Raw genomic sequence first — 24,160 nt, 5'->3', positions numbered from 1 at the left:
GGAGTGGACCGGTGACGCCGGCCGGGGCGCCGTCGAGGGTGGGTCAGTCCTCGTGGCCGAGCTGCAGGTCGCGTTCGGTGCGCCCGCCGCCGGCCATCCGCAGGACGGTGGCGACCGGCGGATAGCCGGCGGCGATGACGGTGTACTCGCCGGAGGACAGGTCCACGAACCGGAAGATTCCGTCCGGGCCGGTCGTGAGGGTGTCCACCACGTTCCCGGCGGCGTCGAGGAGGGTGACCCGGGCGTCCTCGACGGGGCGGCCGCCGCCCGCGCGGACCGTGCCGCGCAGCACCGCGCCGCCCGCCAGCTCGATGTCCTGGCGGGTCTCGCGGGAGGCCTGCACGCTCACCGGGAGGGCGGCGGGCCGGAAGGCGGGGGCGCTGGCGGCCAGCGTGTACTCCCCCGCCACCAGTTCGGTGATCACATAACCGCCGTCGCGTCCGCTGCGGGTGGAGGCCACGACCTCTCCGCGTACGTCGGTGAGGGTGACCGCCGCGTCCCGTACGGGAGAACCGTCGGCGGTGACGACCGTTCCGGCCAGCCGGCCCGCGCCGCCGAGGACCACGTCGAGCTCGACGGGGCGTTCGCCGACGGTGACGGAGACGGCCTGCGGCTGGTGCCCGCCGGCCGCGGCGATCAGGACGTACGAGCCGGCGCCCGGCACGCTGAGCGCGTACCGCCCGTCCTCGCCGCTGCCGCCCCGGCCGATTTGCCGGCCCTGGACGTCGATGAGGGTGAGGGCGGCGCGCGGGACGCGGGTGCCGTCGTGGTGCTGGACGGTGCCGCAGACCGGGAGCCCGGACGAGGGCGCCGTCCGGGCCGGGGGGATCGGGGCGGTGGCCTCGGCGGCGGGGGTGTGGTGGGACACCAGCGGTTTCTCCTTGAGGAAGAAGGCGAGAACGAGGCCGAGCACGAGGACCGGCACGAGGTAGAGGAAGATGCGCGGCATCGCGTCCGCGTACGCCTGGATGTAGGCGTCGCGCAGGGCGGGCGGCAGGGCGTGCACCGCCTGCGGGGTGATCGATTCGGCGGCGGGCAGGGCCGCTCCCGCCGTGCGCGGCAGGGAGTCGGCGAGGGCGTCGTCGAGCCGGGCGGCGAAGAGCGTGCCGAAGACGGCGGCGCCGACGCTGCCTCCGATCTGGCGGAAGTAGTTGTGGGCGCTGGTGGCGGTGCCGAGGTCGGCGGGGCGTACGGAGTTCTGCACGGCGAGGATGAGGACCGGCATGACGAGGCCGATGCCGACGCCGAGGACGGCCTGCCAGACGCTGTGGTGCAGGCGCGGGGTGTCCGTCTCCATCCGGGAGAGCAGCCACATGCCGACGACGGAGACGGCGCCGCCGAGCACCGGGTAGATCCGGTAGTGGCCCGTGCGGCTGATGAGCTGTCCGGAGACGATCGACGCGACGACGATCCCGCCCATCAGGGGCAGCATGAGGAGGCCGGACTCGGTGGCGGTGGCGCCCTCCACCATCTGCAGGAAGGTCGGCAGATAGCTGGCGGCGCCGAACAGCGCGATGCCGACGACCGCTCCGACGAGGCTGGTGACGGTGAAGACCGAGTCGCGGAACAACCGCAGCGGGATGAGGGGTTCGGGTGCGACGTGCTCGACGACCAGGAAGAGCAGGGTGGTCACGGCGGCCCCGCAGCCGAGACCGATGACGACCCGGGAGTTCCACGCGTACTCGGTCCCGCCCCAGCTGGTCAGCAGGACGACGCAGGTGGAGGCGGCGGCCAGCAGGAGCGCGCCGAGGACGTCGAGCCGCGCCCGCTGCGCGGGCTTGGGGAGCTTGAGGACGAGGGCGACGACGGCGAGGGTGACGAGGCCGAAGGGGACGTTGAAGTAGAAGCACCAGCGCCAGGAGACGTGGTCGGTGAAGAATCCGCCGAGGAGGGGTCCGGCGACGGAGGCCAGACCGAAGGCGGCCCCGATGAGGCCCATGTAGCGGGCGCGTTCCCTGGCCGGGACGATGTCGGCGATGATCGCCTGCACACCGATCATGAGGCCGCCGGCGCCGACGCCCTGCACGGCCCGGAAGGCGATGAGCTCGTTCATGGTCCGCGACCAGCCGGCCAGGGCCGAGCCGATGACGAAGACCACGATGGCGAAGAGGAAGACGCCCTTGCGGCCGAAGAGGTCGCCGAGCTTGCCGTAGACGGGCAGGCCGATGGTGGCGGTGAGGAGGTAGGCGGTGATCGCCCAGGACATCCGGTCCAGGCCCTGGAGTTCGCCGACGATCTTCGGCAGGGCGGTGGCGACGATCATCTGCTCCAGCGCGGCGAGCAGCAGCGCGAGCATGAGCCCGGAGAAGACCCACCGGACCCGGCGGGGATCGAGGGCCGGTTCCGCGTCGGGCGGCGGTTCCTGGCCGGACGGTGGATCGCCCTCGACGAGTGGCGTCGTGTCCTCGGCGGCTTTCACCATCGCGATCGCACCCACGTGTTGCTCCCCTCGTCACGACGTCAGCGCCGCGCCATTCTTCGCATTGGGCGCGAAGCGGGAGCAAGTCGGACGGGAGGGAGGGTCGGTGGCACCCAGGGGCGTGAACACGCCTGCACCAGGTGGCACTTGGGGCGCTCATCAGCGCGTTTACGAGTGTCCCGCGCCCCCTGGGCGCGCGGGGCGCTCTCCCGGGGGGCGCGGGGAAACCACTCGAATCGGTGAGCGGTGTTCGTGGCGGAGGCTACTTCTCCACGTGGGCGGCCAGGTTGGCAAGGAGCGCGTCGTAGATGCGGGCGAGCCCCTTGGGGGCGAAGGTCTTCTCGAAGAAGCCGCCGATGCCTCCGGCGCCGTTCCAGACGGTGGTGACGACGGCCTTGGAGGCGCCTTCGCCGGCGGGGGTCACGGTCCAGGTGGTGACCATGGAGGAGTTGCGGTCCTTCTCGACGAGCTGACCGTCGGTGGGCTCGGTGACCTCCAGGAGGCAGTCCCGGACCCGCTTGCTCGTCGCCTGGAGCTTCCAGTGGACGAGGGTGCCCTCGCCGTCGCCGCCCTCCCGTACCTCGTACTCGCTGAAGTGCTCCGGCAGCACCTTCGCGCGCGTGCCGGTGTAGTCGGCCAGAGCGTCGAACACCGTCTCCGCGTCCGCCGCGATGATCCGCTCCGTGGTGGCCTCGACCTGCGCCATTGCACTTCCTCCAGCTTGGTTCCTCGGGGTGGGGGACCAGCCAACCACCTGTGCCCCGGCCCCCCAAATCCGGGTTGCGGCGATCAAGGGAACATGTGTTCTATTCTGTGGCCAGAGCCGGGGCACGGCTCGGGACTCTGCCATCGAGGAGGCGGCCATGCGCTGGGACAATCTGGGCGACGACCCCGCCGCCCCCGCCGACAGCGCGCTGTTCGGTACGGACGCGGTCACCACCCGCACCTTCGACACACCCGAGTTCCGGGGGATCACCTTCCACGAGGTACGGGCCCGCTCGATCCTGAACCGGGTGCCGGGCGCCTCCCGCATGCCGTTCGAGTGGACGGTCAACCCCTACCGCGGTTGCACGCACGCGTGCGTCTACTGCTTCGCCCGCAAGACACACAGCTATCTGGACCTCGACACCGGTCTCGGCTTCGACTCCCAGATCGTCGTCAAGATCAACGCCCCGGAACTGCTGCGCAGGCAGCTCGCCTCCCGCCGCTGGCAGGGCGCGCACATCGCGATGGGCACCAACGTGGACTGCTACCAGCGCGCCGAGGGACGCTACCGGCTGATGCCGGGCATCATCGCGGCGCTGCGGGACCACGCCAACCCGTTCTCGATCCTCACCAAGGGCACCCTGATCCTGCGCGACCTGGACCTTCTGGTGCGGGCCGCCGAGGTGACCGAGGTCGGCATCTCCGTCTCGGTCGGTTTCACCGACCAGGAGCTGTGGCGCACCGTCGAACCCGGCACGCCCTCGCCGCAGCGGCGCCTGGACGTCGTACGGACGCTCGGCGAGCACGGCATCGGCTGCGGGGTGCTCATGGCGCCGGTCATCCCCTTCCTCGGGGACCGGCCGGAGCAGCTGCGCGAGACGGTGCGCGCCATCGCCGACGCCGGCGCGACGTCCGTGACCCCGCTCGTGCTCCATCTGCGCCCCGGCGCGCGGGAGTGGTTCATGGCATGGCTGCGGCAGCACCACCCGGGCCTGGTGGGGCGGTACGAGCGGATGTACGCGGACGGGGCCTACGCGCCGACCTGGTACCAGCGCCGGATCACCCGTCAGGTGCACGAGTTCGCGGACGAGTTCGGGATCGGCCCGGCCCGCCGGGGAGCGGCGCGCCGGATACCTCCACCGGAAGAACCCGCGCTCGCGGAGCCGACGCAGCTCACCCTCCTCTGATCGGGTGAGCTCTCGGCGGAACTGGTCCGTCCGCACCCTCTTCCGGGCACGGACGCCCTATGAACCCACGCGCAGGACTCCTGATCGCCACTGGGGCACTGGTCGCCGGGACGGTCACCGTCCTGCCCGCGGCCGCGGAGCCCCGGCCCGAACCGGCCACCCGTCCCCTCGCCCCGCTCGCCTGGACCGCCTGCCCCACGACGGCGTATCCGAGGCTGCAGTGCGCCACCCTGAAGGTGCCGCTGAACCACGCCGAACCGGCGGGCCGGACCGTGACCCTCTCCCTGACCCGCGTCGCGCACACCGCGAAGGACTACCAGGGGCCGCTGCTCGTCAACCCCGGCGGCCCGGGCGGCAGCGGCCGGGCCATGGCCGGCTTCGTGGCGGCCTCGCTGCCCGCGAAGGTGGCGGCGCGTTACGACGTGATCGGCTTCGACCCGCGCGGGGTCGGCCGGAGCGAGCCCGCTCTCGACTGCCGGCCCGGCCACTTCGACCCCGTACGGCCGGACTCCGTGCCGCTCGGCGTCGAGGGGGAGACCAGCAACGTCGAGCGGGCACGGTCCTTCGCGGCGGCGTGTGGGAAGAAGTACCTCGACGTCCTGCCGTACATCGACACGGTCAGCACGGCACGAGACCTGGACGCGATCCGCGAGGCGGTCGGCGCGCCCCGGATCCACTATCTGGGCTACTCCTACGGCACGTACCTCGGCGCGGTCTACGCCCGGCTGTACCCGCAGCGGGTGGGCCGGTTCGCCCTCGACTCCGTCGTCAATCCGCGGGGCGTCTGGTACGAGGACAACATCGCGCAGGACTACGCCTTCGACGCCCGGCACAAGGACTTCATGGCCTGGGTGGCCCGCCAGGACGCCACGTACAGGCTGGGCACGGACCCCGCGGTGGTCGAGGCCGCCTGGTACCGGATGCGCGACGCGGTGAGCCGGGAGCCGGCCGGCGACAAGGTCGGCCCGGGCGAGCTCGAGGACACCTTCCTGCCCGGCGGCTACTACAACGGCTACTGGCCGAGGCTGGCCGCGGCGTTCTCGGCGTACGTCAACGAGAAGGACGCGGGCCCGCTGACCGAGGCGTACGAGGACCTGGCGGCGCCGGACGCCGCGGCCGACAACGGCTACTCCGTCTACACCAGCGTGCAGTGCCGGGACGCGGCCTGGCCGCGGGACTGGAACGTCTGGCGCAAGGACAACTGGGAGGTGCACGCGAAGGCGCCGTTCTCCGCCTGGAACAACGCCTGGTACAACGCTCCGTGCGCGTTCTGGAAGGTGAAGCCGCTGACCCCGCTCGACGTCTCGAACGACGCGGTGCCGCCGATGCTGATCCTGCAGGCGACGGACGATGCCGCGACCCCGTACGAAGGGGGTGTGGCGCTGCACCGGATGGTGCGCGGCTCCAGCCTGGTGGTCGAGCAGGGCGGCGGGAACCACGGCGTGTCGCTGGGCGGGAACGACTGCCTGGACGCGCATCTGGCGGCCTACTTCTCCACGGGGCGCGTACCGCGCGCGGCCGCCGGGGCGGAGGCGGACGCGGTCTGCGAGGCGCTCCCGGAGCCGAAGCCCGTGAAGGAGGCGACGACCCCGGCGGCCCGTGACGGTGGATCGGCGCGGGACGGCGGATCGGCCCGTGACGGTGGACCGGCCTCCGAGGTGGCCCCGGCCCACGACGGCGCCTCGGCGCGCGGCGCCCTTCTGCACCGGCTCCTCGGGCACGGCGGCTGAGCGGACGCTTCGGGACCCGCCGGTGACGGGACTGTCAGTGGCGTGGGCGAGGATGTCGGACATGAGTACGCATCTCTCCCACGTGCCCGCCCCGGCGGGGGTCGCCCCGAGCCCCCAGTACAGCCACGTCGTGTGGGGCACCGGCCGGTTCGTCGCGATATCCGGCCAGTGCTCCCTCGACGCCTCGGGTGCGGTCGTCGGGCAGGACGACCCGGGAGCGCAGGCCCGTCAGGTCTTCGAGAACCTGCGCCGCTGTCTCGCCTCGGCCGGCGCCGGCTTCGAGGACGTGGTGAAGCTGACGTACTTCGTCACCGACGTCGCCCACCTCCCGGCGGTCCGGGCGGCGCGTGACGCCGCCTTCGGCGGGGCCCCGCTGCCGGCGAGCTCGGCGGTCCAGGTCTCCGCGCTGGTCCGGCCGGAGCTGCTGATCGAGATCGAGGCGTTCGCGCTCGTCCCGGAACGGGAGGAGGAGCCCGTCTCGGCCGGGGCGCTCGCGCTCGTCCCGGCACTGGAGGAGGAGAGCTCTTAAGAGACGTCGCGGACACGGCCCCGGTGGTCGGTCAGGATCCGTCGAGCCGGGTGAGGGCCTGTCGGGCGGCCGCGCCGAGACGGGGGTGCGGAAGGGCCGCCTCCAGTGCGTCCCTGGCGCGTCCGTCGCCGAGCGCGCCCAGGCCCTCGACGCAAGCGAGGCCGACCCGCCAGTGCGGATCGTCGGCCTTCAACCGCCGCTCCAGGACGGTGATCAGCGCCGGTACGGACTCGGGGGCGCGCAGTTCGGTGAGCAGCCGGACCGGCAAGAGGGCGTAGGCGGCGCGGAGTTCGTTGGTGGCGAGGGCCGCGGCGGCCCGGGCCGTACGAGGGTCGCCGAGCCGCGCCAGCGCGTAGGCGGCGGAGACACAGCGCTCCGGGTCGCGGTGGTTGAGCAGGAGGACGAGGGCTTCGAAGGCGCGCGGGTCCCCCGCGAGGCCGAGCCGGAAGGCGGCGATCTCCCGGGCCCAGAGCGGCTGTCCGGGCGCGGTGAGAACGCGCGCGAAATCGCCGGGGTCCTCACCCGCGAGGAGTTCTTCGAACGTTTCGGAGTCGCCGGGGATCTCGTTCCGCAATCGATCGATCATCGAGCAGAATTCGGGGTCCTGGGCGATATCCATGGCGTTCAGCGTATCCGCGATCCAGATCACATTTTCTGAACTTCCCGGGACTGGCGCGCTCGTTACTCGCCGGTTAATCTCAGGTGAGCGGGGCACCCCCCGCACCACTCACAACGGCCTGGTGACGCAGCCGTTGTGGGATCGAGTTTGTCGGTTCGGCAGTTTTCGACGTGGCTCCGGGACAGAGCCCGTCGCTTTTTCCTCCGCGCGATCTGTACGCGCCCGCATTGCCGCCCTCAGTCGTCACTCTTCCCTCCCTGGAGTCCCCTGATGGACATCCCTCTCTCCACCATCGCCGTCGTCGGTCTCGGCACCATGGGCACGGGCATCGCCGACGTCCTCGCCCGGGCCGGCCGCGAGGTCATCGGCATCGACATCAGCGACGCCGCCGCGGCCCGGGCCGTCGCCGCTCTGGAAGCCTCCACCGCCCGCGCGGTGAGCCGTGAGCGGATCACCGAGGAGGAGCGCCGAGACGTCCTCGCCCGCTTCCGTACCTACTCCGACCTCCACGCGGCGGCCGACGCCGATCTCGTGATCGAGGTCGTGCCCGAGTCGTACGAGGCCAAGCAGGAGGTCTTCCGGGCGCTGGACGCCATCGTCCGGCCCGAGGCGATCATCGCCACCGGTACCAACGCGCTGTCGGTCACCCGTCTCGCCGCCGACTCGGCGCACCCCGAGCGCGTGCTCGGCCTGCACTTCTTCACCCCGGTCCAGGCGATGAAGCTGGTGGAGGTCGTCTCCTCGGTCCTCACCGCCCCGCAGGCCGTCCAGGCCGTCACCGACCTCGCCCTCGACCTCGGCAAGGAGCCCGTCGCGGTCGGCGACCGCCCCGGTTTCGTCGCCGACGGCCTGCTCTTCGGCTACCTCAACCAGGCCGCGGCCATGTACGAGGCCAAGTACGCCTCCCGTGAGGACATCGACGCCGCCATGCGGCTGGGCTGCGGTCTGCCGATGGGCCCGCTGGCCCTTCTCGACCTGGTCGGGATCGACACCGCGCGGACCGTCCTGGAGGCGATGTACAGCGAGTCGGGCGACCGGCTGCACGCCCCCGCCCCGATCCTCAAGCAGCTCAGCGAGGCGGGCCTGACCGGCCGCAAGTCGGGCCGCGGCTTCTACACGTACGAGGCGCCGGGCTCGGCCACCGTGGTCCGGGACGCGCTCACGCCGCTGGAGGACTCGGCCACGAGCGGCCGGGAGACCCGCGAGGTCCGCTCGGTGGGCGTCGCCGGCTCCGGCACCATGGCCTCGGGCATCGCCGAGGTCTTCGCCAAGGCCGGTTACGACGTCGTGCTGGCGGCCCGGTCGCAGGAGAAGGCAGACACCGCCAAGGCCCGGATCACCAAGTCGCTCACCCGTTCGGTCGACAAGGGCCGGATGACCGCCGAGGCCCGCGACGAGACGCTGGCACGGATCACGCCGGCCGGTTCGCTCGACTCCTTCGCCGAGGTCGACCTCGCCGTCGAGGCGGTCGCCGAGGACCTGGAGATCAAGCAGCAGCTCTTCGCGACCCTGGACAAGATCTGCAAGCCGGGCGCGGTGCTCGCCACCACGACCTCCTCGCTGCCGGTCGTCGCCTGCGCCCGCGCCACCTCGCGCCCGCAGGACGTCATCGGGATGCACTTCTTCAACCCGGCGCCCGCCATGAAGCTGGTGGAGATCGTCCGGACGGTCCTGACCGCCGACGACGTGCACGCCACGGTCCGCGAGGTCACCGCGAAGATCAGGAAGCACCCGGTGGACTGCGGCGACCGGGCCGGTTTCATCGTGAACGCGCTGCTCTTCCCGTACCTGAACAACGCGGTGAAGATGGTCCAGGAGCACTACGCCTCCCTGGACGACATCGACGCCGCGATGAAGCTGGGCGGCGGCTATCCGATGGGGCCGTTCGAGCTCCTCGACGTCGTCGGGCTCGATGTCTCCCTGGCGATCGAGAAGGTGCTGCACCGCGAGTTCCGCGACCCGGGTCTGGCTCCCGCGCCACTGCTCGAGCACCTGGTGGCGGCGGGCTGCCTCGGCCGCAAGACGGGTCGCGGCTTCCGCGAATATGCCCGACGCTGAGCCGTCCGCGGGCTGGGGAGGGCTGCTGAGTCCACCGGGCACCTCCGGAGGCCCCGGCGACCCTCCCCCACCTGGGCACACTCCCGCGCTGATGCAGTACGTTCAGGACATGTCCAAGGCCGCTAAGTCACCCCGTGCCACGTCCACGTCCGCCTCCGACACCACGGAGAGCACGGCGGGCACCCGCGCGGCCGCCCAGCGGCTCAAGATGCGCCGCGAGCTGGCCGCCGCGGCGATGGAGCTGTTCGCGACCAAGGGGTACGAGGCCACGACGGTCGACGAGATCGCCGCGGCCGCCGGCGTCGCGCGCCGGACGTTCTTCCGCCACTTCCGCTCCAAGGAAGAGGCGATCTTCCCCGACCACGACGACACCCTGGTGCGGGCGGAGGCGGTGCTGAACGCCGCGCCGCCGCACGAGCACCCGCTGGACACGGTCTGCCGGGGCATCAAGGAAGTCATGAAGATGTACGCGGCGTCCCCGGCGGTCTCCGTGGAGCGTTACCGGCTCACCCGCGAGGTGCCCACCCTGCGGGAGCGCGAGATCGCCTCGGTGGCCCGCTACGAACGGCTGTTCACCCGCTATCTGCTGGGCCACTTCGACGAGCGCGACCACCACGACGGCAACGACGACCCGCTGCTCGCCGAGGTGGCGGCGTCGGCGGTGGTCACGGCCCACAACCACGTGCTGCGCCGCTGGCTGCGGGCGGGCGGCCAGGGCGATGTGGAGGCGCAGCTCGACCACGCCTTCTCCATCGTCCGGGAGACCTTCGGCTCCGGCATAGGCGCCCGGCCGGCGCAGGCGCCGCAGCCGGCCCCGCAGACGGTCTCCTCCGCCCCGGCGGGGACCGCGGCGCTCGCGTCCACCGCCCAGGACGTGGTGATCGCCGTGGCGCGTACGGACGCGCCGCTGGACGAGGTCATGCGCACCATCCGTCAGGCGCTGACGAAGAGCTGACCCGCCGCACACCGAGGCACGACGAAGGCCGCCCCCAGGGCGGCCTTCGTCCGTTTTCGTCCCACCCTTCGATCGATCATCGCTCATGCGTGACGGGCGGATCGCATCTGAGTGAAATTGTTGGCACGCAGTGCCTTGTCAGGTGACACGCGGTGCCATACGTTGATGTTGTCCGGGCGGCCGGCGCGTTGAGGTCTCCTCGTGCGCCGGCTGTCCCCGCAAGCGATCGTGATTGTGCGCCCGGACGCCTGCGTCACAGGCAACCTCCGCGCCCACCCGGCGCAGCCACCGCACCACCCGCCGAACCGACGGCACACCTCCACAGCAGCACTCCACGACGTAACCCCTCAGCGTCTCCCTCAGACGCCGCACCGCCGGAGGCAACCCCGTGAAGGAAATCCTGGACGCGATCCAGTCGCCGGAGACCACGTCCGCCGACTTCGCCAACATCAAGCTCCCCGAGTCGTACCGCGCCGTCACCGTGCACAAGGACGAGGCGGAGATGTTCGCCGGTCTCCCCAGCCGCGAGAAGGACCCGCGCAAGTCGCTCCACCTCGACGACGTGGCGCTGCCCGAGCTCGGCCCGGGTGAGGCCCTCGTCGCCGTCATGGCCAGCTCCGTGAACTACAACTCGGTCTGGACCTCGATCTTCGAGCCGGTGTCGACCTTCGGCTTCCTGGAGCGCTACGGCCGGCTCAGCGACCTCAGCAAGCGCCACGACCTGCCGTACCACGTCATCGGCTCCGACCTCGCGGGCGTCGTGCTGCGCACCGGCCCCGGCGTCAACTCGTGGAAGCCAGGCGACGAGGTCGTCGCGCACTGCCTCTCGGTCGAGCTGGAGTCGTCGGACGGCCACAACGACACGATGCTCGACCCCGAGCAGCGCATCTGGGGCTTCGAGACCAACTTCGGCGGCCTGGCCGAGATCGCGCTCGTCAAGTCCAACCAGCTGATGCCGAAGCCGGACCACCTCAGCTGGGAGGAGGCGGCGGCCCCCGGCCTGGTCAACTCCACCGCCTACCGCCAGCTGGTCTCCCGCAACGGCGCCGGCATGAAGCAGGGCGACAACGTCCTCATCTGGGGCGCCAGCGGCGGGCTCGGCTCGTACGCCACCCAGTTCGCGCTGGCCGGCGGCGCCAACCCGATCTGTGTCGTCTCCAGCCCCCAGAAGGCGGACATCTGCCGCTCGATGGGCGCCGAGGCGATCATCGACCGCAACGCCGAGGGCTACAAGTTCTGGAAGGACGAGCAGACCCAGGACCCGAAGGAGTGGAAGCGCTTCGGCAAGCGCATCCGCGAGCTCACCGGCGGCGAGGACATCGACATCGTCTTCGAGCACCCCGGCCGCGAGACCTTCGGCGCGAGCGTGTACGTCACCCGCAAGGGCGGCACCATCACCACCTGCGCCTCGACCTCGGGCTACATGCACGAGTACGACAACCGCTACCTGTGGATGTCGCTGAAGCGGATCATCGGCTCGCACTTCGCCAACTACCGCGAGGCGTGGGAGGCCAACCGCCTGATCGCCAAGGGCAAGATCCACCCGACGCTGTCGAAGGTGTACTCGCTGGAGGACACCGGCCAGGCCGCGTACGACGTCCACCGCAACCTCCACCAGGGCAAGGTCGGCGTGCTGTGCCTGGCCCCCGAGGAGGGGATGGGCGTGCGCGACCTGGAGCTGCGGGACAAGCACATCGACGCCATCAACCGCTTCCGGAACATCTGAGGTTCCCCATGACAGAGCGTCAGAAGGACCGGCCGTGGCTCATGCGGACGTACGCCGGTCACTCGACCGCCGAGGCGTCCAACGAGCTGTACCGGCGCAACCTGGCCAAGGGTCAGACCGGCCTCTCGGTCGCCTTCGACCTGCCGACGCAGACCGGCTACGACCCCGACCACATCCTCGCCCGCGGCGAGGTCGGCCGGGTCGGGGTCCCGGTCTCGCACCTCGGTGACATGCGCCGGCTGTTCCAGGACATCCCCCTGGAGCAGATGAACACCTCGATGACCATCAACGCCACGGCCATGTGGCTTCTGGCGCTCTATCAGGTGGTCGCGGAGGAGCAGGGCGCGGACATCACCAGGCTCCAGGGCACCACCCAGAACGACATCGTGAAGGAGTACCTGTCGCGCGGGACGCACGTCTTCCCGCCCGGCCCGTCGCTGCGGCTGACGACGGACATGATCACCTACACGGTGAACCACATCCCGAAGTGGAACCCGATCAACATCTGCAGCTACCACCTGCAGGAAGCGGGAGCCACTCCGGTCCAGGAGATCTCGTACGCGATGTCCACCGCGATCGCGGTGCTCGACGCGGTCTTCGCCTCCGGCCAGGTACCCGAGGAGCGCAGGGGCGAGGTGGTCGCCCGTATCTCCTTCTTCGTGAACGCGGGCGTCCGCTTCATCGAGGAGATGTGCAAGATGCGCGCCTTCGGCCGCATCTGGGACAAGATCACCCGCGAGCGGTACGGCATCGAGGACGCCAAGCAGCGCCGCTTCCGCTACGGCGTGCAGGTCAACTCGCTCGGTCTGACCGAGGCGCAGCCGGAGAACAACGTCCAGCGGATCGTCCTGGAGATGCTGGCCGTGACGCTCTCCAAGGACGCACGCGCGCGTGCCGTCCAGCTGCCGGCCTGGAACGAGGCCCTGGGGCTCCCCCGCCCCTGGGACCAGCAGTGGTCGCTCCGTATCCAGCAGGTCCTCGCGCACGAGTCGGACCTGCTGGAGTACGAGGACATCTTCGCCGGGTCGCACGTCATCGAGGCCAAGGTGGACTCCCTCGTGGAGGAGTGCCTGGCGGAGATCGACCGGATCCAGGAGATGGGCGGCGCGATGGCCGCCGTGGAGTCCGGCTACCTCAAGTCGCAGCTGGTCTCCTCGCACGCCGAGCGGCGGGCCCGGATCGAGGCCGGCGAGGAGAAGATCGTCGGCGTCAACATCTTCCAGTCCACCGAGGAGAACCCGCTCACCGCGGACCTCGACACGGCGATCATGACGGTCGACCCGGCCAACGAGGCCCGTGTCGTGGCCAAGCTCCACGAGTGGCGGGACAACCGCGACGAGAACCGCGCCCAGGAGGCGCTGGCCGCGCTCAAGGCGACCGCCGCGGGCGACGGGAACCTCTTCGAGGCGACGCTGGAGTGCGCCCGCGCGGGTGTCACCACCGGCGAGTGGTCCTGGGCGCTGCGGGACGTCTTCGGCGAGTTCCGCGCCCCCACGGGCGTCTCCTCCGCCCCGGTCGCCGTGACCGCCGAGGAGGGCACCCCGCTGGCTCTCGTACGGGAGAAGGTGGCGCGCACCGCCGAGGAGCTGGGCGCCGGGCGGCTGCGGCTCCTGGTCGGCAAGCCGGGCCTGGACGGCCACTCCAACGGCGCCGAGCAGATCGCCGTACGCGCGCGTGACGCCGGTTTCGAGGTGGTGTACCAGGGGATCCGGCTGACCCCCGAGCAGATCGTCAACGCGGCTCTCGCGGAGGACGTGCACTGCGTGGGTCTGTCGATCCTCTCCGGCTCGCACGCCGAGCTGGTCCCGGACGTCCTCGACCGCCTCCGCGAGGCGGGCGCGGCCGATATTCCGGTCATCGTCGGCGGGATCATCCCCAACGCCGACGCCGCGGATCTGAAGCGGGCGGGAGTGGCCGCCGTCTTCACACCGAAGGACTTCGGTATCACGGAGATCATCGGCCGTATCGTCGACGAGATCCGGAAAGCGAACAAGCTCGACCCTCTGGAGGTCCCCGCATGACGAACGTGAACCGGCTCCGGCCGCGCCGCTCCTGCCTGGCCGTGCCCGGCTCCAACCCGCGTTTCCTGGAGAAGGCCCAGGGGCTCGCCGCGGACCAGGTCTTCCTCGACCTGGAGGACGCCTGCGCGCCGCTCGCGAAGCCCGAGGCGCGGCACACGATCGTGAAGTTCCTCAACGAGGGCGACTGGACCGGCAAGACGCGGGTCGTGCGGGTCAACGACTGGACGACCCACTGGACGTACCGTGACGTCGTCACCGTCGTCGAGGGCGCCGGCCAGAACCTCGACTGCATCATGCTGCCGAAGGTCCAGGACGCCCAGCAGATCGTGGCGCTCGACCTCCTGCTGACCCAGATCGAGAAGACGATGGGCTTCGAGGTCGGCAAGATCGGCATCGAGGCGCAGATCGAGAACGCCCAGGGCCTCAACAACGTCAACGCGATCGCGCAGGCCTCCCCCCGCGTCGAGACGATCATCTTCGGCCCGGCCGACTTCATGGCGTCCATCAACATGAAGTCGCTGGTCGTCGGCGAGCAGCCGCCCGGCTACGGCGCCGACGCGTACCACTACATCCTGATGGCCATCCTGATGGCGGCCCGCGCCAACAACCTCCAGGCGATCGACGGCCCCTACCTCCAGATCCGCAACCAGGAGGGCTACAAGGCCGTCGCGCAGCGCGCCGCGGCTCTCGGCTTCGACGGCAAGTGGGTGCTGCACCCGGACCAGGTCGCCGCGGCGAACGAGATCTTCTCCCCCTCGCAGGAGGACTTCGACCACGCCGAGCTGATCCTGGACGCGTACGACTACTACACCTCCGAGGCCGGCGGCAAGAAGGGCTCGGCCATGCTCGGCGACGAGATGATCGACGAGGCCAGCCGCAAGATGGCCCTGGTCATCTCCGGCAAGGGCCGCGCCGCCGGAATGCAGCGCACCAGCAAGTTCGAGATCCCGGAGGCGTAGGACCCATGCAGTTCGGCCGTACGTACGAAGAGTTCGAAGTCGGTGCCGTCTACAAGCACTGGCCCGGGAAGACGGTCACCGAATACGACGACCATCTCTTCTGTCTGCTGACAATGAATCACCACCCGCTTCACATGGATGTGAATTACGCGGAGAACACGACGGACTTCAAGAGGAACGTCGTCGTCGGCAACTACATCTACTCGCTGCTGCTCGGCATGTCCGTCCCGGACGTCTCGGGCAAGGCGATCGCCAACCTGGAGATCGAGTCGCTGCGCCATGTCGCGCCGACCTTCCACGGCGACACCATCTACGGCGAGACCACGGTCCTCGACAAGACGCCGTCGAAGTCGAAGAGCGACCGCGGCATCGTCCACGTCGAGACCAAGGGCTACAAGCAGGACGGCACCCTCGTGTGCGTCTTCCGCCGCAAGGTGATGGTCCCCACGGAGACGTACATCAAGGAGCGCGGCGGCGAGCAGCCGGGCCGGCCCGAGCTGAAGGAACAGGGGAAGTAGTCATGGCGCGACTCGCCCAGACCCACGGTCTGACCGATGTGCAGCAGGAGATCCTCGCCACGGTCCGGGACTTCGTCGACAAGGAGATCATCCCGGTCGCGACGGAGCTGGAGCACCGCGACGAGTACCCGCAGCAGATCGTCGACGGGCTCAAGGAGCTCGGTGTCTTCGGTCTGATGATCCCCGAGGAGTACGGGGGCCTGGGTGAGTCGCTGCTCACCTACGCGCTGTGCGTGGAGGAGATCGCCCGCGGCTGGATGTCGGTCTCCGGCATCATCAACACCCACTTCATCGTCGCGTACATGCTCAAGCAGCACGGCACCCAGGAGCAGAAGGAGTACTTCCTTCCGCGGATGGCGGCCGGCGAGACGCGTGGCGCCTTCTCGATGTCGGAGCCGGCCCTCGGCTCGGATGTGTCGGCCATCACGTCCAAGGCGGTCAAGGACGGCGACGAGTACGTCCTGAACGGCCAGAAGATGTGGCTGACGAACGGCGGTACGTCAAACCTCGTCGCCGTTCTCGTCCGAAGTGACGAAGGACACCCCGAGGGGACCGCCCCGCACAAGTCGATGACGACCTTCCTCGTCGAGAAGGAGCCCGGCTTCGGAGAGGTCCGTCCGGGCCTCACCATCCCCGGGAAGATCGACAAGATGGGCTACAAGGGGGTCGACACCACCGAGCTGATCATGGACGGGCTGCGCATTCCGGCCAATCGCGTGCTCGGCGGCACCACCGGCCGGGGCTTCTACCAGATGATGGACGGTGTCGAGGTCGGGCGGGTGAACGTCGCGGCGCGTGGTTGCGGCGTCGCGCAGCGTGCCTTCGAGCTGGGTGTCTCGTACGCCCAGCAGCGTCACACCTTCGGCAAGCCGATCGCCCAGCATCAGGCGATTCAGTTCAAGTTGGCCGAAATGGCTACCAAGGTGGAAGCCGCTCATGCCATGATGGTGAACGCAGCGCGCAAAAAGGACTCTGGGGAACGAAACGATCTCGAAGCAGGGATGGCGAAGTACCTCGCCTCCGAGTACTGCAAGGAGGTCGTCGAGGACGCCTTCCGCATCCACGGTGGATACGGATTCTCCAAGGAGTACGAGATCGAGCGCCTCTACCGCGAGGCGCCGATGCTGCTCATCGGTGAAGGTACCGCCGAGATCCAGAAAATGATCATCGGTCGTCGGCTGCTCGAGGAGTACCGCTTCCAGGGTTGATTGTCGCTTTCGGGTCGGTTCGGCCGCGAAGAAGATCACACCCTGACAGCGTTTGCCAAGGGTTTCCGGCCGACCGACTCGGCTTCTGGCTTGCCCAGTTGCGGCTCGCAACCGATAGCATCGCCGGAAAGCCGCCGTCCCCGTTGCCCGTGCGGCATCATCCGCTACGAAGGTCATCCATGCCCCACAGCCAAACCTCTGCACCTCGCGACAGCCTCGCTGGCGTACGCCTCGCGCGCGGAGCATCGCCGTGGCTTCTGCCGACCGTCGCCACCGCGGCGCTCAGCCTGACCCGGGCCCGCAGGTCCGGGCGCTGGGCCGCTGTCGCCGTGCCCACCACCGCCCTGGCGGCGGGCATGCTGTGGTTCTTCCGCGACCCCGAGCGCGAGATCGCTCAGGGCCGGGTCATCTCGCCCGCCGACGGTGTGGTGCAGAGCATCATGCCGTGGAAGGACGGCCGGACCCGGGTCGCCATCTTCATGAGCCCGCTGAACGTCCACGTCAACCGCGCGCCGCTGGCCGGCACGGTGACGTCCGTGGAGCACATCCCCGGCGGGTTCGTCCCGGCGTTCAACAAGGAGAGCGAGAACAACGAGCGCGTTGTCTGGCACTTCGACACCGAGCTCGGTGACATCGAGATGGTGCAGATCGCGGGGGCCGTGGCCCGCCGCATCGTGCCGTACATCCCGCAGGGGACGAAGGTCGAGCAGGGCGAGCGTATCGGTCTGATCCGTTTCGGGTCGCGCGTCGACATCTACCTTCCGGAAGGTGTGGACGTCGCCGTCGAGGTCGGTCAGACCACGACCGCGGGGGTGACTCGCATTGACCGTGATTGATCCGGACACGCGTGCCGGCGACTGGGTCGCCGACGCGGAGGCGGACGGTGCCGACGAGGCCGAGGAGATGCCGCTGTCGCTGAGGCTGTCCATAGCGGACGCCCTCACGCTCGGTAACGCGACGTGCGGATTCATGGCGGTGTACTTCACCACCACCGGCATCCTCATCCCGCACCTCACGGGCAGCGCCGAGACCGGCATGGCGCGCAACAGCGCCGCCACCGCCGTGATCCTCATGCTGTGCGCGGCGATCTTCGACCTCTTCGACGGCATCGTGGCGCGCAAGCTGCGCTCCTCCCCCATGGGCGCCGAGCTCGACAACCTCTCGGACCTGATCAGCTTCGGTCTGGCCCCGGCGTACTTCGTGCTCGTGTACGGGATGGTCGCGGTCCCGGACGGCGCGCAGCAGAAGGTCTCCGCGGTGGCCGCGGTCGCCGTGCTCCTCGCGGTGGTGCTGCGGCTGGCGAGATTCTCGTGCGTGACCATGAAGGACGGCATGTTCCAGGGCATGCCGAGCCCCTTCGGCGCGCTGACGGTCGTCTCGATCGTGCTGCTCGAGCTGCCGTTCGTCCCGACGCTGCTCGCGATCATCGGAGTGGCGTGGCTGATGGTGAGCCGGGTCGAGTACCCCAAGCCGCGGGGTGTCCTCGCGGTGGCGATGCTCGCCTGGATCGTCGGCGCCATGGGCATGCTGGCGGCCTGGGCCTTCGACGCGCCGGGCGGGCAGTTCCTGCTCCAGGCCGGGTGCGCGCTGCAGGTCGTGATGGGCGCCGTGATCCCCCTCTTCGCGACGGCCCGCCGGGTGAACACCTTCCGCGGCAACCGGCGCGAGAGCCGGGAGGCGCGACAGGCGGAGGCGGCGCAGCTGCCGTAGCAGTCGGACGACGAAGGGCCCGGACGCGAGATCTCGCGTCCAGGCCCTTCTTCATGCCGTCATGGTCGGGAGCCGCTTGTAGTACAGCGTGGTGGGGCGCAGGACCCCCGTGGGGTCGGCGGCGAAGTCGGGGATGGTCCCGGCCGGTGTCCAGCCCGCCTTGCGGTAGAGGGCCTCGGCGGGGCTGTCGGTCTGGGTGTCCAGGACCAGCAGGCTCAGGCCGGCCTCGCCGGCGTGGGACTCCGCCGCGGCGAGCAGGCGGGCGCCCAGGCCCTGGCCCCGGGCCTCCCGGTGGACGATCAGCCGGGCGATCTCGCCGCGGTGCCGGCCGTTCGGCTTGTCCGTGCGGACGAGGGTGACCGCTCCCAAAACCTCCCCGGCGGGCCCGTGGGCCGCCCAGACGTTCCGCAGCCCCTGTCGCGCCTCCTCGGCGACGCCGAGCCACCAGGCGGCCGCGTCGGCCGGTTCGAGGGGGGCCAGGAAGCCCAGGGAGGCCCCGCCGTCGACCGCGTCGACGAGCAGCACGGCGAGGCCGCCGGCCGCATGGGTGCGGATGTGGTCGGCGTCGAGCCGCTCGATCCGGGCGTGGTCGGCGGTGGCGGGGCGGGGCGTGAAGGAGTCACTCATGGCCTGAGCCTCACACGCGGTTGTTGCCGACAGGTGACGTCACGCCGGTGCCCAGGATGATCACATCTGCGCGTACAACATCGTCGACGACGAGCCGGCCCCGGCCCACACGTGGTTCCCGGTGCTCGCCCGGGCTCTGGACGCGCCGGCCCGGCGCGGACAGCGGGCGGCACGCCGTGGGCCCGTGGGGGCGGAGAACGCCCGGGCCCGGGCCCGGGGCTGGACACCGGCTCACCCCTCCTGGCGCGAGGCTTCGCCCGCCAGGAGGGGTGAGCCCGGTCCGGGCCGGTGCGGCGCCCCCGGTTCAGCCGGCCTTCGGGGTGAAGGTCTTCGCCGCGTCGGAGACGAAGGGCTCGCGGACCGTGCGCATGCCGCCGGGGACGTTCTTGTCCGGCTGGATGATGACGGACTCGCGGGACGAGGGGGCCTTCGGGTCGCTCAGGTCGTGCGTCATGCCGAAGCCCGCGTCATGGGCGTCGAGCGTGAGCAGCGCCTTGCCGATGCCCTCCCGCGTGAGGTCCTTGTCCGCGCACGCCTTCTTCAGGGCCTCGCCGAAGACGCTCGCCGCCGTCCAGCCGGCGACGATGCCGTTGTCGAGGCTGTCGTTCGGATGGGCGGCCTTGTAGTCGGCCACGAGCTTCTTCGCGGCGGGGGTGTCCGCGCCGATCGGGAGGCTGGGAGAGGCGAACCAGTACATCTTCTCCAGGGCGGGTCCGGCCTGGGTGCCCAGGAGCTGCGGGGCGAACGCCGAGTTGTTGCCGACGATCGGCACGCGCAGCCCGGTCGCCGCCGCGACGCCGACCAGCGAGGCCGCCTGGCGCGGGCCCGCGCTGATGACGATGCCCTTCACTCCCGCCTGCTTGAGCGCCGCGACCTGCGCCGACATGTCGTTGTCGGTGGGCTTGATCTTCTGCTCGACGACCGTGAGCCCGGCCTTCTCGGCGGCGTGCTTCGAGCCGGCGAGCGCGTTCTCGCCGTAGTCGCCCTCGAAGTAGACGTGGCCGAGCCTGTCACCCCGCTTCAGGCCCTTCTCCGTGACCAGGAAGTCGACGGCGTTGATCGTCTCGACGTCGTACGTGGTGCCGAGGACCCGGATGTACGGGGAGCCGAGCAGCGACGCCGACCAGGCCTGCGGCAGCACGAGCCCCTTGTCCTGGCCGTCGACGCGCTGCTTGACGGCGGCGACGAACGGGGAGCCGATGAACTGGGCGTAGCCGACGACCTTCGGCTCCAGCTCGGTGTACGCCGACAGCGCCTTCTGCGGGTCGTAGCCGTGGTCGCGGACGGTCAGTTCCAGTTTCCGGCCGCAGATCCCGCCGGCCGCGTTGGCCTGCTCGACGTACAGCTGCTGGGCCTGCGTGACGCTCTTGCCGAGCGTGGCGTAGACACCGGTCATGTCGGTGAGGGCGCCGATCGCGATGGTCGTGTCGGTGACGCCTTCGCCGGCCTTCACCCCGCCCGCGCCGGTGCCCTGGTCGTCGCCGCTCTTGGCCTTGGAGCTGCATCCGGCCGCGGTGAGCGCGACCAGGACGGCGAGTGCGGCCGTCAGGCCCCGCACGGCCTGTCGTCGGTGGTTCATCGGTCCTCCCCAGAGGATTGCGTGGAACGCGAGGGTTGTTTGGTGCGCCGTGCGGCCAGCCGGACCAGGCCTCCGGGCAGGAAGAGCACCACCGCGACGACGGCGGCGCCGTAGAGATAGCGGGCGGCCTCCCCCGGTGCGATCCCGCCCGTCCCGGGGGCGGAGACCAGGGGGAGCGCGTCGCTGTACCGGTTGAGGAGCTGCGGCAGGAGGGAGACGAAGACGCCCCCGACCACCGCTCCGGCGACCGAGCCGAGACCGCCGATGACGATCATGGCCAGGTATTCGAGGGAGAGCAGCATGCCGAAGTACTCCGGCACGGTGCGCTGGAAGACCAGCGCGAGGAGGACGCCGGCGAGTCCCGCGTACATGGAGGACAGGACGAAGACGGCGGCCCGGTAGCGGGCCACGGGGATGCCCATGACGCCCGCCGCGATCCGGTGGTCCCGGATGGCGTTCATGGCGCGGCCGGGGCGGCCGCGCAGCACCCCGCGGGCGAACAGCGCGCCCCCGAGGAGCAGGACGAGACCCACGTACCAGAGTTTCTCGGCGGAGCCGAACGGCACGTTGGCGACGAGGAGTTCGCTGTCGTCGAAGGTGAGGCCGAAGAGGGTGAGCGGGGGGACCGCCCGGCCGTTGAAACCTCCGGTCAGGTCGTGCGCGTTGAAGAGCACATGCTGGCCGATGAAGATCAGCGCGAGGGTGGCGATACCGAGGTACGCGCCCCGCAGCCGGCCCGCGATCGGGCTGAACACGCCGCCCGCCAGGCCCGCGAGGGCCACGGCGAGGACGGCGGCGAGCCAGCCGGGCAGCCCGAGTCCGGCGAGGCCGTCCCCGCCGTCGCCGGCGAAGGCGCAGTAGCCGTAGGCGCCGACGGCGAGGAAGAAGGCGTGGCCCATGGAGAGCTGGCCGGTGGCGCCGGTCAGCAGGTTGATGCCGATGGCGCCGATGGCGGCGGCCATGGCGAACAGCCCGGCCTGGAGCCAGAAGCGGTCCAGATAGAAGGGGAAGGCGGCGAGGAGGAGGCCGGCGGCGGCCCAGACCCAGGTGCGCGGCCGGGTGAGGGCGGCGCGGGCGGCGACGGGCCGGGCGAGGAGATCAGACACGGGCCAGCTCCTTCGTACCGAAGAGTCCGGCGGGGCGGATCAGCAGCACCGCGACCATCACCAGGTACGGCGCCAGGTCGCCGATGCCCCGGCCGAGGAAGGTCAGATCGCCCTGGTAGCCGGTGGCGAGGGACTCGGTGACGCCGACGAGGAGGCCGCCGACGAGGGCGCCCGTGGTGGAGTCCAGGCCGCCGAGGATCGCGGCCGGGAAGGCCTTCATGGCGGCGAACGAGGTGGAGCGCTCCAGGCCGGGCGTCGGGAAGACGGTGAGGAAGAGCGCGGCGACGGCGGCGAGTCCGCCGGCGACGGCCCAGGCGCCGATCGAGACCCGGCCGAGGCGGATGCCCATGAGCGCGGCGGTCTCCTGGTTCTCGGCGGCGGCGCGCATGGCGACGCCCCAGGAGGTGTGGCGGAAGGCGAGCAGGAACGCGGTGATCAGCAGGGCGGCGGCGAGGAAGGCGGCGATCCGGGTCTGGGCGATCGAGATCGGGCCGAGGGTGACGACGGCGTCGCCCCACGGGTCGCCGAGCGAGAGGATGTCGGTGCCGATGCGGCGGGTCAGCTCGGTGGCGAGCAGGATGTCGACGCCGATGGTGACGATGGCGAGGACGCTGTGGTCGGAGCCACGGTAGCGGCGCATGACGAGGAACTCGACGGCCGCACCGACCAGGGCCGCGCCGGCGATGCCGGCGAGCAGCGCCGGCCAGAAGCCGATCTCGTCGTGCAGGACGGCGGTGAAGTAGCCGCCGGCGAGGAGGAGGGAGGCGTGGGCGAAGTTGACGACCTCGGTGGCGCGGAAGATCACCACGAAGCCGAGGGCGATGAGGGCGTAGATGGAGCCCAACGAGACGCCGTTGAGCAGGAGTTCGGCGAACGTGGTCACTCGGTGGTCTCCTCTCCGAGGTAGGCGCGGACGACCGCCGGGTCGTTCTGTACGTCCGCGGGCACGCCGTCGGCGATGCGGCGGCCGAAGTCGAGGACGGTGACGGAGTCGGCGAGCCGCATCACCACCCCCATGTCGTGCTCGACGAGGACGATGGAGATCCCGAGACTGTCGCGTACGCCGGCGATGACGGCGGCGGTACGGCGGCGTTCGTCGGCCGTCATGCCGGCGACCGGCTCGTCGAGGAGGAGCAGCCGGGGCTCCATGCAGAGGGCGCGGGCGAGCTCGGCCAGCTTCTGCTGCCCGTACGGCAGGGAGCCCGCGGGCTGCCCCAGCTGCCCCTCCAGGCCGACGAACGCGGCGATCTCGCGGACGCGGGCCCGGTGGCGGGCGTCCTCCCGGGCGGCGGACGGCAGCCGGAGCCCGGCGGCGACGAATCCGGTCCGGGTCAGCCGGTGGCGGCCGAGCATCAGGCTGTCCTCGACGGTGGCGCGGGGCGGCAGCGCGAGGTTCTGGAAGATGCGGGCGACCCCGAGGTCCGCGATCTTGTGCGGGGGCAGTCCGGTGAGTTCGTGGTCGCCGAAGCGGACGGAGCCGGAGGTGGCCTTGTAGACCCCGGAGAGCACGTTGAAGCAGGTGGACTTTCCGGCGCCGTTGGGGCCGATGACGGCGTGGACGGTGCCGGGACGGACGGTGAAGCCGACGGAGTCGAGCGCGGTGAGTCCGGCGAACCGGACGGTGACGTCGCGGACGTCCAGGGCGGGCACGGGGTTCGCGCTCATCGCTTCTCCTCCCAGCGGGACAGCACCGGGTGCGTCGTGTTCGCCCCGGCCGCGTCGGCGGCCGCGGTCTCGTCGACGACGCCGAGATAGCGGCGGCGCACCTCGTCGGAGGCGGCGAGTTCGTCGGCCGGTCCGGAGAGGGTGACCTCGCCGACCTCCAGGACGTACGCCCGGGAGGCGAGGCGCAGGGCGAGCGCCGCGTTCTGTTCGACGAGCAGGACCGCGGTACCCTGGGCGTTGATCTCCCGGATCGTGTCGGCGATGCGGGCGGCCATCAGCGGGGCGAGGCCGAGCGAGGGCTCGTCGAGGAGGAGCAGCCTGGGCGCGGCCATCAGGGCGCGGCCGACGGCGAGCATCTGCTGCTCGCCGCCCGACAGCAGCCCGGCACGCTGGTGGGCGCGTTCCTTGAGGACCGGGAAGAGTTCGTGGACCCGTCCGAGGGCCGCGCTCTTCGCGGCGCGGTCGTCGCGCGCGCCCAGCGCTCCGGCGCGCAGATTGTCCTCGACCGTCATCCGGGCGAAGACCTGGCGGCCCTCCGGCACCTGGGAGACCCCGGCGGCGACGACCCGGTCGGGTGCGAGCCCGCCGATCTCGCGGCCGCCGAAGCGCACGGTGCCGGAGACGACGGCGCCGCCGTGGAACGACAGTGTGCGCGAGACCGCGCGCAGCAGCGTGGACTTTCCGGCGCCGTTGCCGCCGAGGACGGTGACGACACCGCCCTCCGGTACGTCGAGCGACACCCGGCGCAGTGCGCGTACCGGTCCGTATCCCGCCGACAGGTCCGCGACCTCGAGGGCGAGTGCGGTACCTCCCATGGCTCCCCTTCCACCGATTGCCCC

The 24,160-nt window shown here is 70.8% G+C and carries 21 protein-coding genes; 12 read left to right on the top strand and 9 right to left on the bottom strand.

Annotated features, from left to right (window positions below):
* Positions 1 to 43: 43 nt before the first annotated feature.
* Together ACIRB4_RS15570 and ACIRB4_RS15565 are read right to left on the bottom strand one after the other, a co-directional pair.
* Positions 44 to 2,437, bottom strand: a complete 2,394-nt coding sequence (locus ACIRB4_RS15570; protein ID WP_403291509.1) for an MFS transporter — start codon at positions 2,435 to 2,437, stop codon at positions 44 to 46.
* Between the two features lie 244 nt (positions 2,438 to 2,681).
* A complete protein-coding gene (locus ACIRB4_RS15565) occupies positions 2,682 to 3,125 on the bottom strand; it encodes an SRPBCC family protein (protein ID WP_403291507.1) in 444 nt (147 codons plus the stop codon).
* A 157-nt stretch (positions 3,126 to 3,282) separates the two neighbouring features.
* Between ACIRB4_RS15565 and ACIRB4_RS15560 the strand changes: the two genes are divergently transcribed.
* From ACIRB4_RS15560 to ACIRB4_RS15550, 3 genes are all read left to right on the top strand, one after another.
* On the top strand, positions 3,283 to 4,311 hold the full coding sequence (locus ACIRB4_RS15560; protein WP_403291505.1) for an Rv2578c family radical SAM protein: 1,029 nt from the start codon (positions 3,283 to 3,285) through the stop codon (positions 4,309 to 4,311).
* Between the two features lie 59 nt (positions 4,312 to 4,370).
* A complete protein-coding gene (locus ACIRB4_RS15555) occupies positions 4,371 to 6,041 on the top strand; it encodes an alpha/beta hydrolase (RefSeq protein ID WP_403291504.1) in 1,671 nt (556 codons plus the stop codon).
* A gap of 61 nt (positions 6,042 to 6,102) precedes the next feature.
* The gene (locus ACIRB4_RS15550) at positions 6,103 to 6,570 is read left to right on the top strand and encodes a RidA family protein (protein WP_403291502.1); all 468 of its coding nucleotides are present in this window, start codon (positions 6,103 to 6,105) and stop codon (positions 6,568 to 6,570) included.
* A 31-nt stretch (positions 6,571 to 6,601) separates the two neighbouring features.
* Here the strand turns inward: ACIRB4_RS15550 and ACIRB4_RS15545 are convergent, their stop codons facing one another.
* Complete coding sequence (locus ACIRB4_RS15545) at positions 6,602 to 7,189, bottom strand: HEAT repeat domain-containing protein (RefSeq protein WP_403291500.1); 588 nt, start codon at positions 7,187 to 7,189, stop codon at positions 6,602 to 6,604.
* Between the two features lie 270 nt (positions 7,190 to 7,459).
* On the opposite strand from ACIRB4_RS15545, the gene ACIRB4_RS15540 reads away from it, so the two are divergent.
* The 9 genes from ACIRB4_RS15540 (at position 7,460) to pssA (ending at position 18,344) form a co-directional block, all read left to right on the top strand.
* Positions 7,460 to 9,247: a 3-hydroxyacyl-CoA dehydrogenase family protein gene (locus ACIRB4_RS15540; RefSeq protein ID WP_403291498.1), complete on the top strand. Its 1,788-nt coding sequence runs from the start codon at positions 7,460 to 7,462 to the stop codon at positions 9,245 to 9,247.
* A 109-nt stretch (positions 9,248 to 9,356) separates the two neighbouring features.
* Positions 9,357 to 10,202: a TetR family transcriptional regulator gene (locus ACIRB4_RS15535; RefSeq protein WP_403291496.1), complete on the top strand. Its 846-nt coding sequence runs from the start codon at positions 9,357 to 9,359 to the stop codon at positions 10,200 to 10,202.
* Positions 10,203 to 10,590: 388 nt separating this feature from the next.
* Positions 10,591 to 11,928 carry a crotonyl-CoA carboxylase/reductase gene (ccrA, locus tag ACIRB4_RS15530; RefSeq protein ID WP_403291495.1) on the top strand — a complete coding sequence of 446 codons (1,338 nt, stop codon included), beginning with the start codon at positions 10,591 to 10,593 and terminating at the stop codon, positions 11,926 to 11,928.
* An 8-nt stretch (positions 11,929 to 11,936) separates the two neighbouring features.
* Positions 11,937 to 13,949 (top strand): protein meaA, encoded by a 2,013-nt coding sequence (locus ACIRB4_RS15525; RefSeq protein WP_403291493.1) that lies wholly within the window; start codon positions 11,937 to 11,939, stop codon positions 13,947 to 13,949.
* On the top strand, positions 13,946 to 14,908 hold the full coding sequence (locus tag ACIRB4_RS15520; protein ID WP_403291491.1) for an HpcH/HpaI aldolase/citrate lyase family protein: 963 nt from the start codon (positions 13,946 to 13,948) through the stop codon (positions 14,906 to 14,908). Before ACIRB4_RS15525 ends, ACIRB4_RS15520 begins: the two co-directional genes overlap by 4 nt.
* Positions 14,909 to 14,913: 5 nt before the next feature.
* A complete protein-coding gene (locus ACIRB4_RS15515; RefSeq protein ID WP_403291489.1) occupies positions 14,914 to 15,426 on the top strand; it encodes a MaoC family dehydratase in 513 nt (170 codons plus the stop codon).
* 2 nt (positions 15,427 to 15,428) lie between these two features.
* The gene (locus tag ACIRB4_RS15510) at positions 15,429 to 16,634 is read left to right on the top strand and encodes an acyl-CoA dehydrogenase family protein (protein WP_403291487.1); all 1,206 of its coding nucleotides are present in this window, start codon (positions 15,429 to 15,431) and stop codon (positions 16,632 to 16,634) included.
* Positions 16,635 to 16,813: 179 nt separating this feature from the next.
* Positions 16,814 to 17,470 carry a phosphatidylserine decarboxylase gene (locus ACIRB4_RS15505; protein ID WP_391135563.1) on the top strand — a complete coding sequence of 219 codons (657 nt, stop codon included), beginning with the start codon at positions 16,814 to 16,816 and terminating at the stop codon, positions 17,468 to 17,470.
* On the top strand, positions 17,463 to 18,344 hold the full coding sequence (pssA, locus tag ACIRB4_RS15500; protein WP_403291850.1) for a CDP-diacylglycerol--serine O-phosphatidyltransferase: 882 nt from the start codon (positions 17,463 to 17,465) through the stop codon (positions 18,342 to 18,344). Before ACIRB4_RS15505 ends, pssA begins: the two co-directional genes overlap by 8 nt.
* Before the next feature lie 51 nt (positions 18,345 to 18,395).
* Here pssA and ACIRB4_RS15495 read toward each other — a convergent pair whose 3' ends face one another.
* The 6 genes from ACIRB4_RS15495 to ACIRB4_RS15470 form a co-directional block, all read right to left on the bottom strand.
* Entirely contained in the window at positions 18,396 to 18,971 is a 576-nt protein-coding gene (locus tag ACIRB4_RS15495) for a GNAT family N-acetyltransferase (protein ID WP_403291485.1), read from the bottom strand.
* A gap of 304 nt (positions 18,972 to 19,275) precedes the next feature.
* Positions 19,276 to 20,550, bottom strand: coding sequence for an ABC transporter substrate-binding protein (locus ACIRB4_RS15490; protein WP_403291484.1), 1,275 nt, complete (start codon positions 20,548 to 20,550; stop codon positions 19,276 to 19,278).
* Positions 20,547 to 21,656: a branched-chain amino acid ABC transporter permease gene (locus ACIRB4_RS15485; protein ID WP_403291482.1), complete on the bottom strand. Its 1,110-nt coding sequence runs from the start codon at positions 21,654 to 21,656 to the stop codon at positions 20,547 to 20,549. The genes ACIRB4_RS15490 and ACIRB4_RS15485 overlap by 4 nt, the downstream gene beginning before the upstream one ends.
* Positions 21,649 to 22,539: a branched-chain amino acid ABC transporter permease gene (locus tag ACIRB4_RS15480; RefSeq protein ID WP_403291481.1), complete on the bottom strand. Its 891-nt coding sequence runs from the start codon at positions 22,537 to 22,539 to the stop codon at positions 21,649 to 21,651. Before ACIRB4_RS15480 ends, ACIRB4_RS15485 begins: the two co-directional genes overlap by 8 nt.
* Entirely contained in the window at positions 22,536 to 23,321 is a 786-nt protein-coding gene (locus ACIRB4_RS15475; RefSeq protein ID WP_403291480.1) for an ABC transporter ATP-binding protein, read from the bottom strand. Before ACIRB4_RS15475 ends, ACIRB4_RS15480 begins: the two co-directional genes overlap by 4 nt.
* Complete coding sequence (locus tag ACIRB4_RS15470) at positions 23,318 to 24,136, bottom strand: ABC transporter ATP-binding protein (protein WP_403291478.1); 819 nt, start codon at positions 24,134 to 24,136, stop codon at positions 23,318 to 23,320. The genes ACIRB4_RS15475 and ACIRB4_RS15470 overlap by 4 nt, the downstream gene beginning before the upstream one ends.
* Positions 24,137 to 24,160: the final 24 nt, after the last annotated feature.

Origin of the sequence: Streptomyces sp. NPDC093600, from assembly GCF_044764755.1 — a bacterium.
GTDB lineage: Bacteria > Actinomycetota > Actinomycetes > Streptomycetales > Streptomycetaceae > Streptomyces.
Note: the sequence above shows the minus strand (reverse complement) of the source record. Positions and strands in the feature narration are given on the sequence as shown.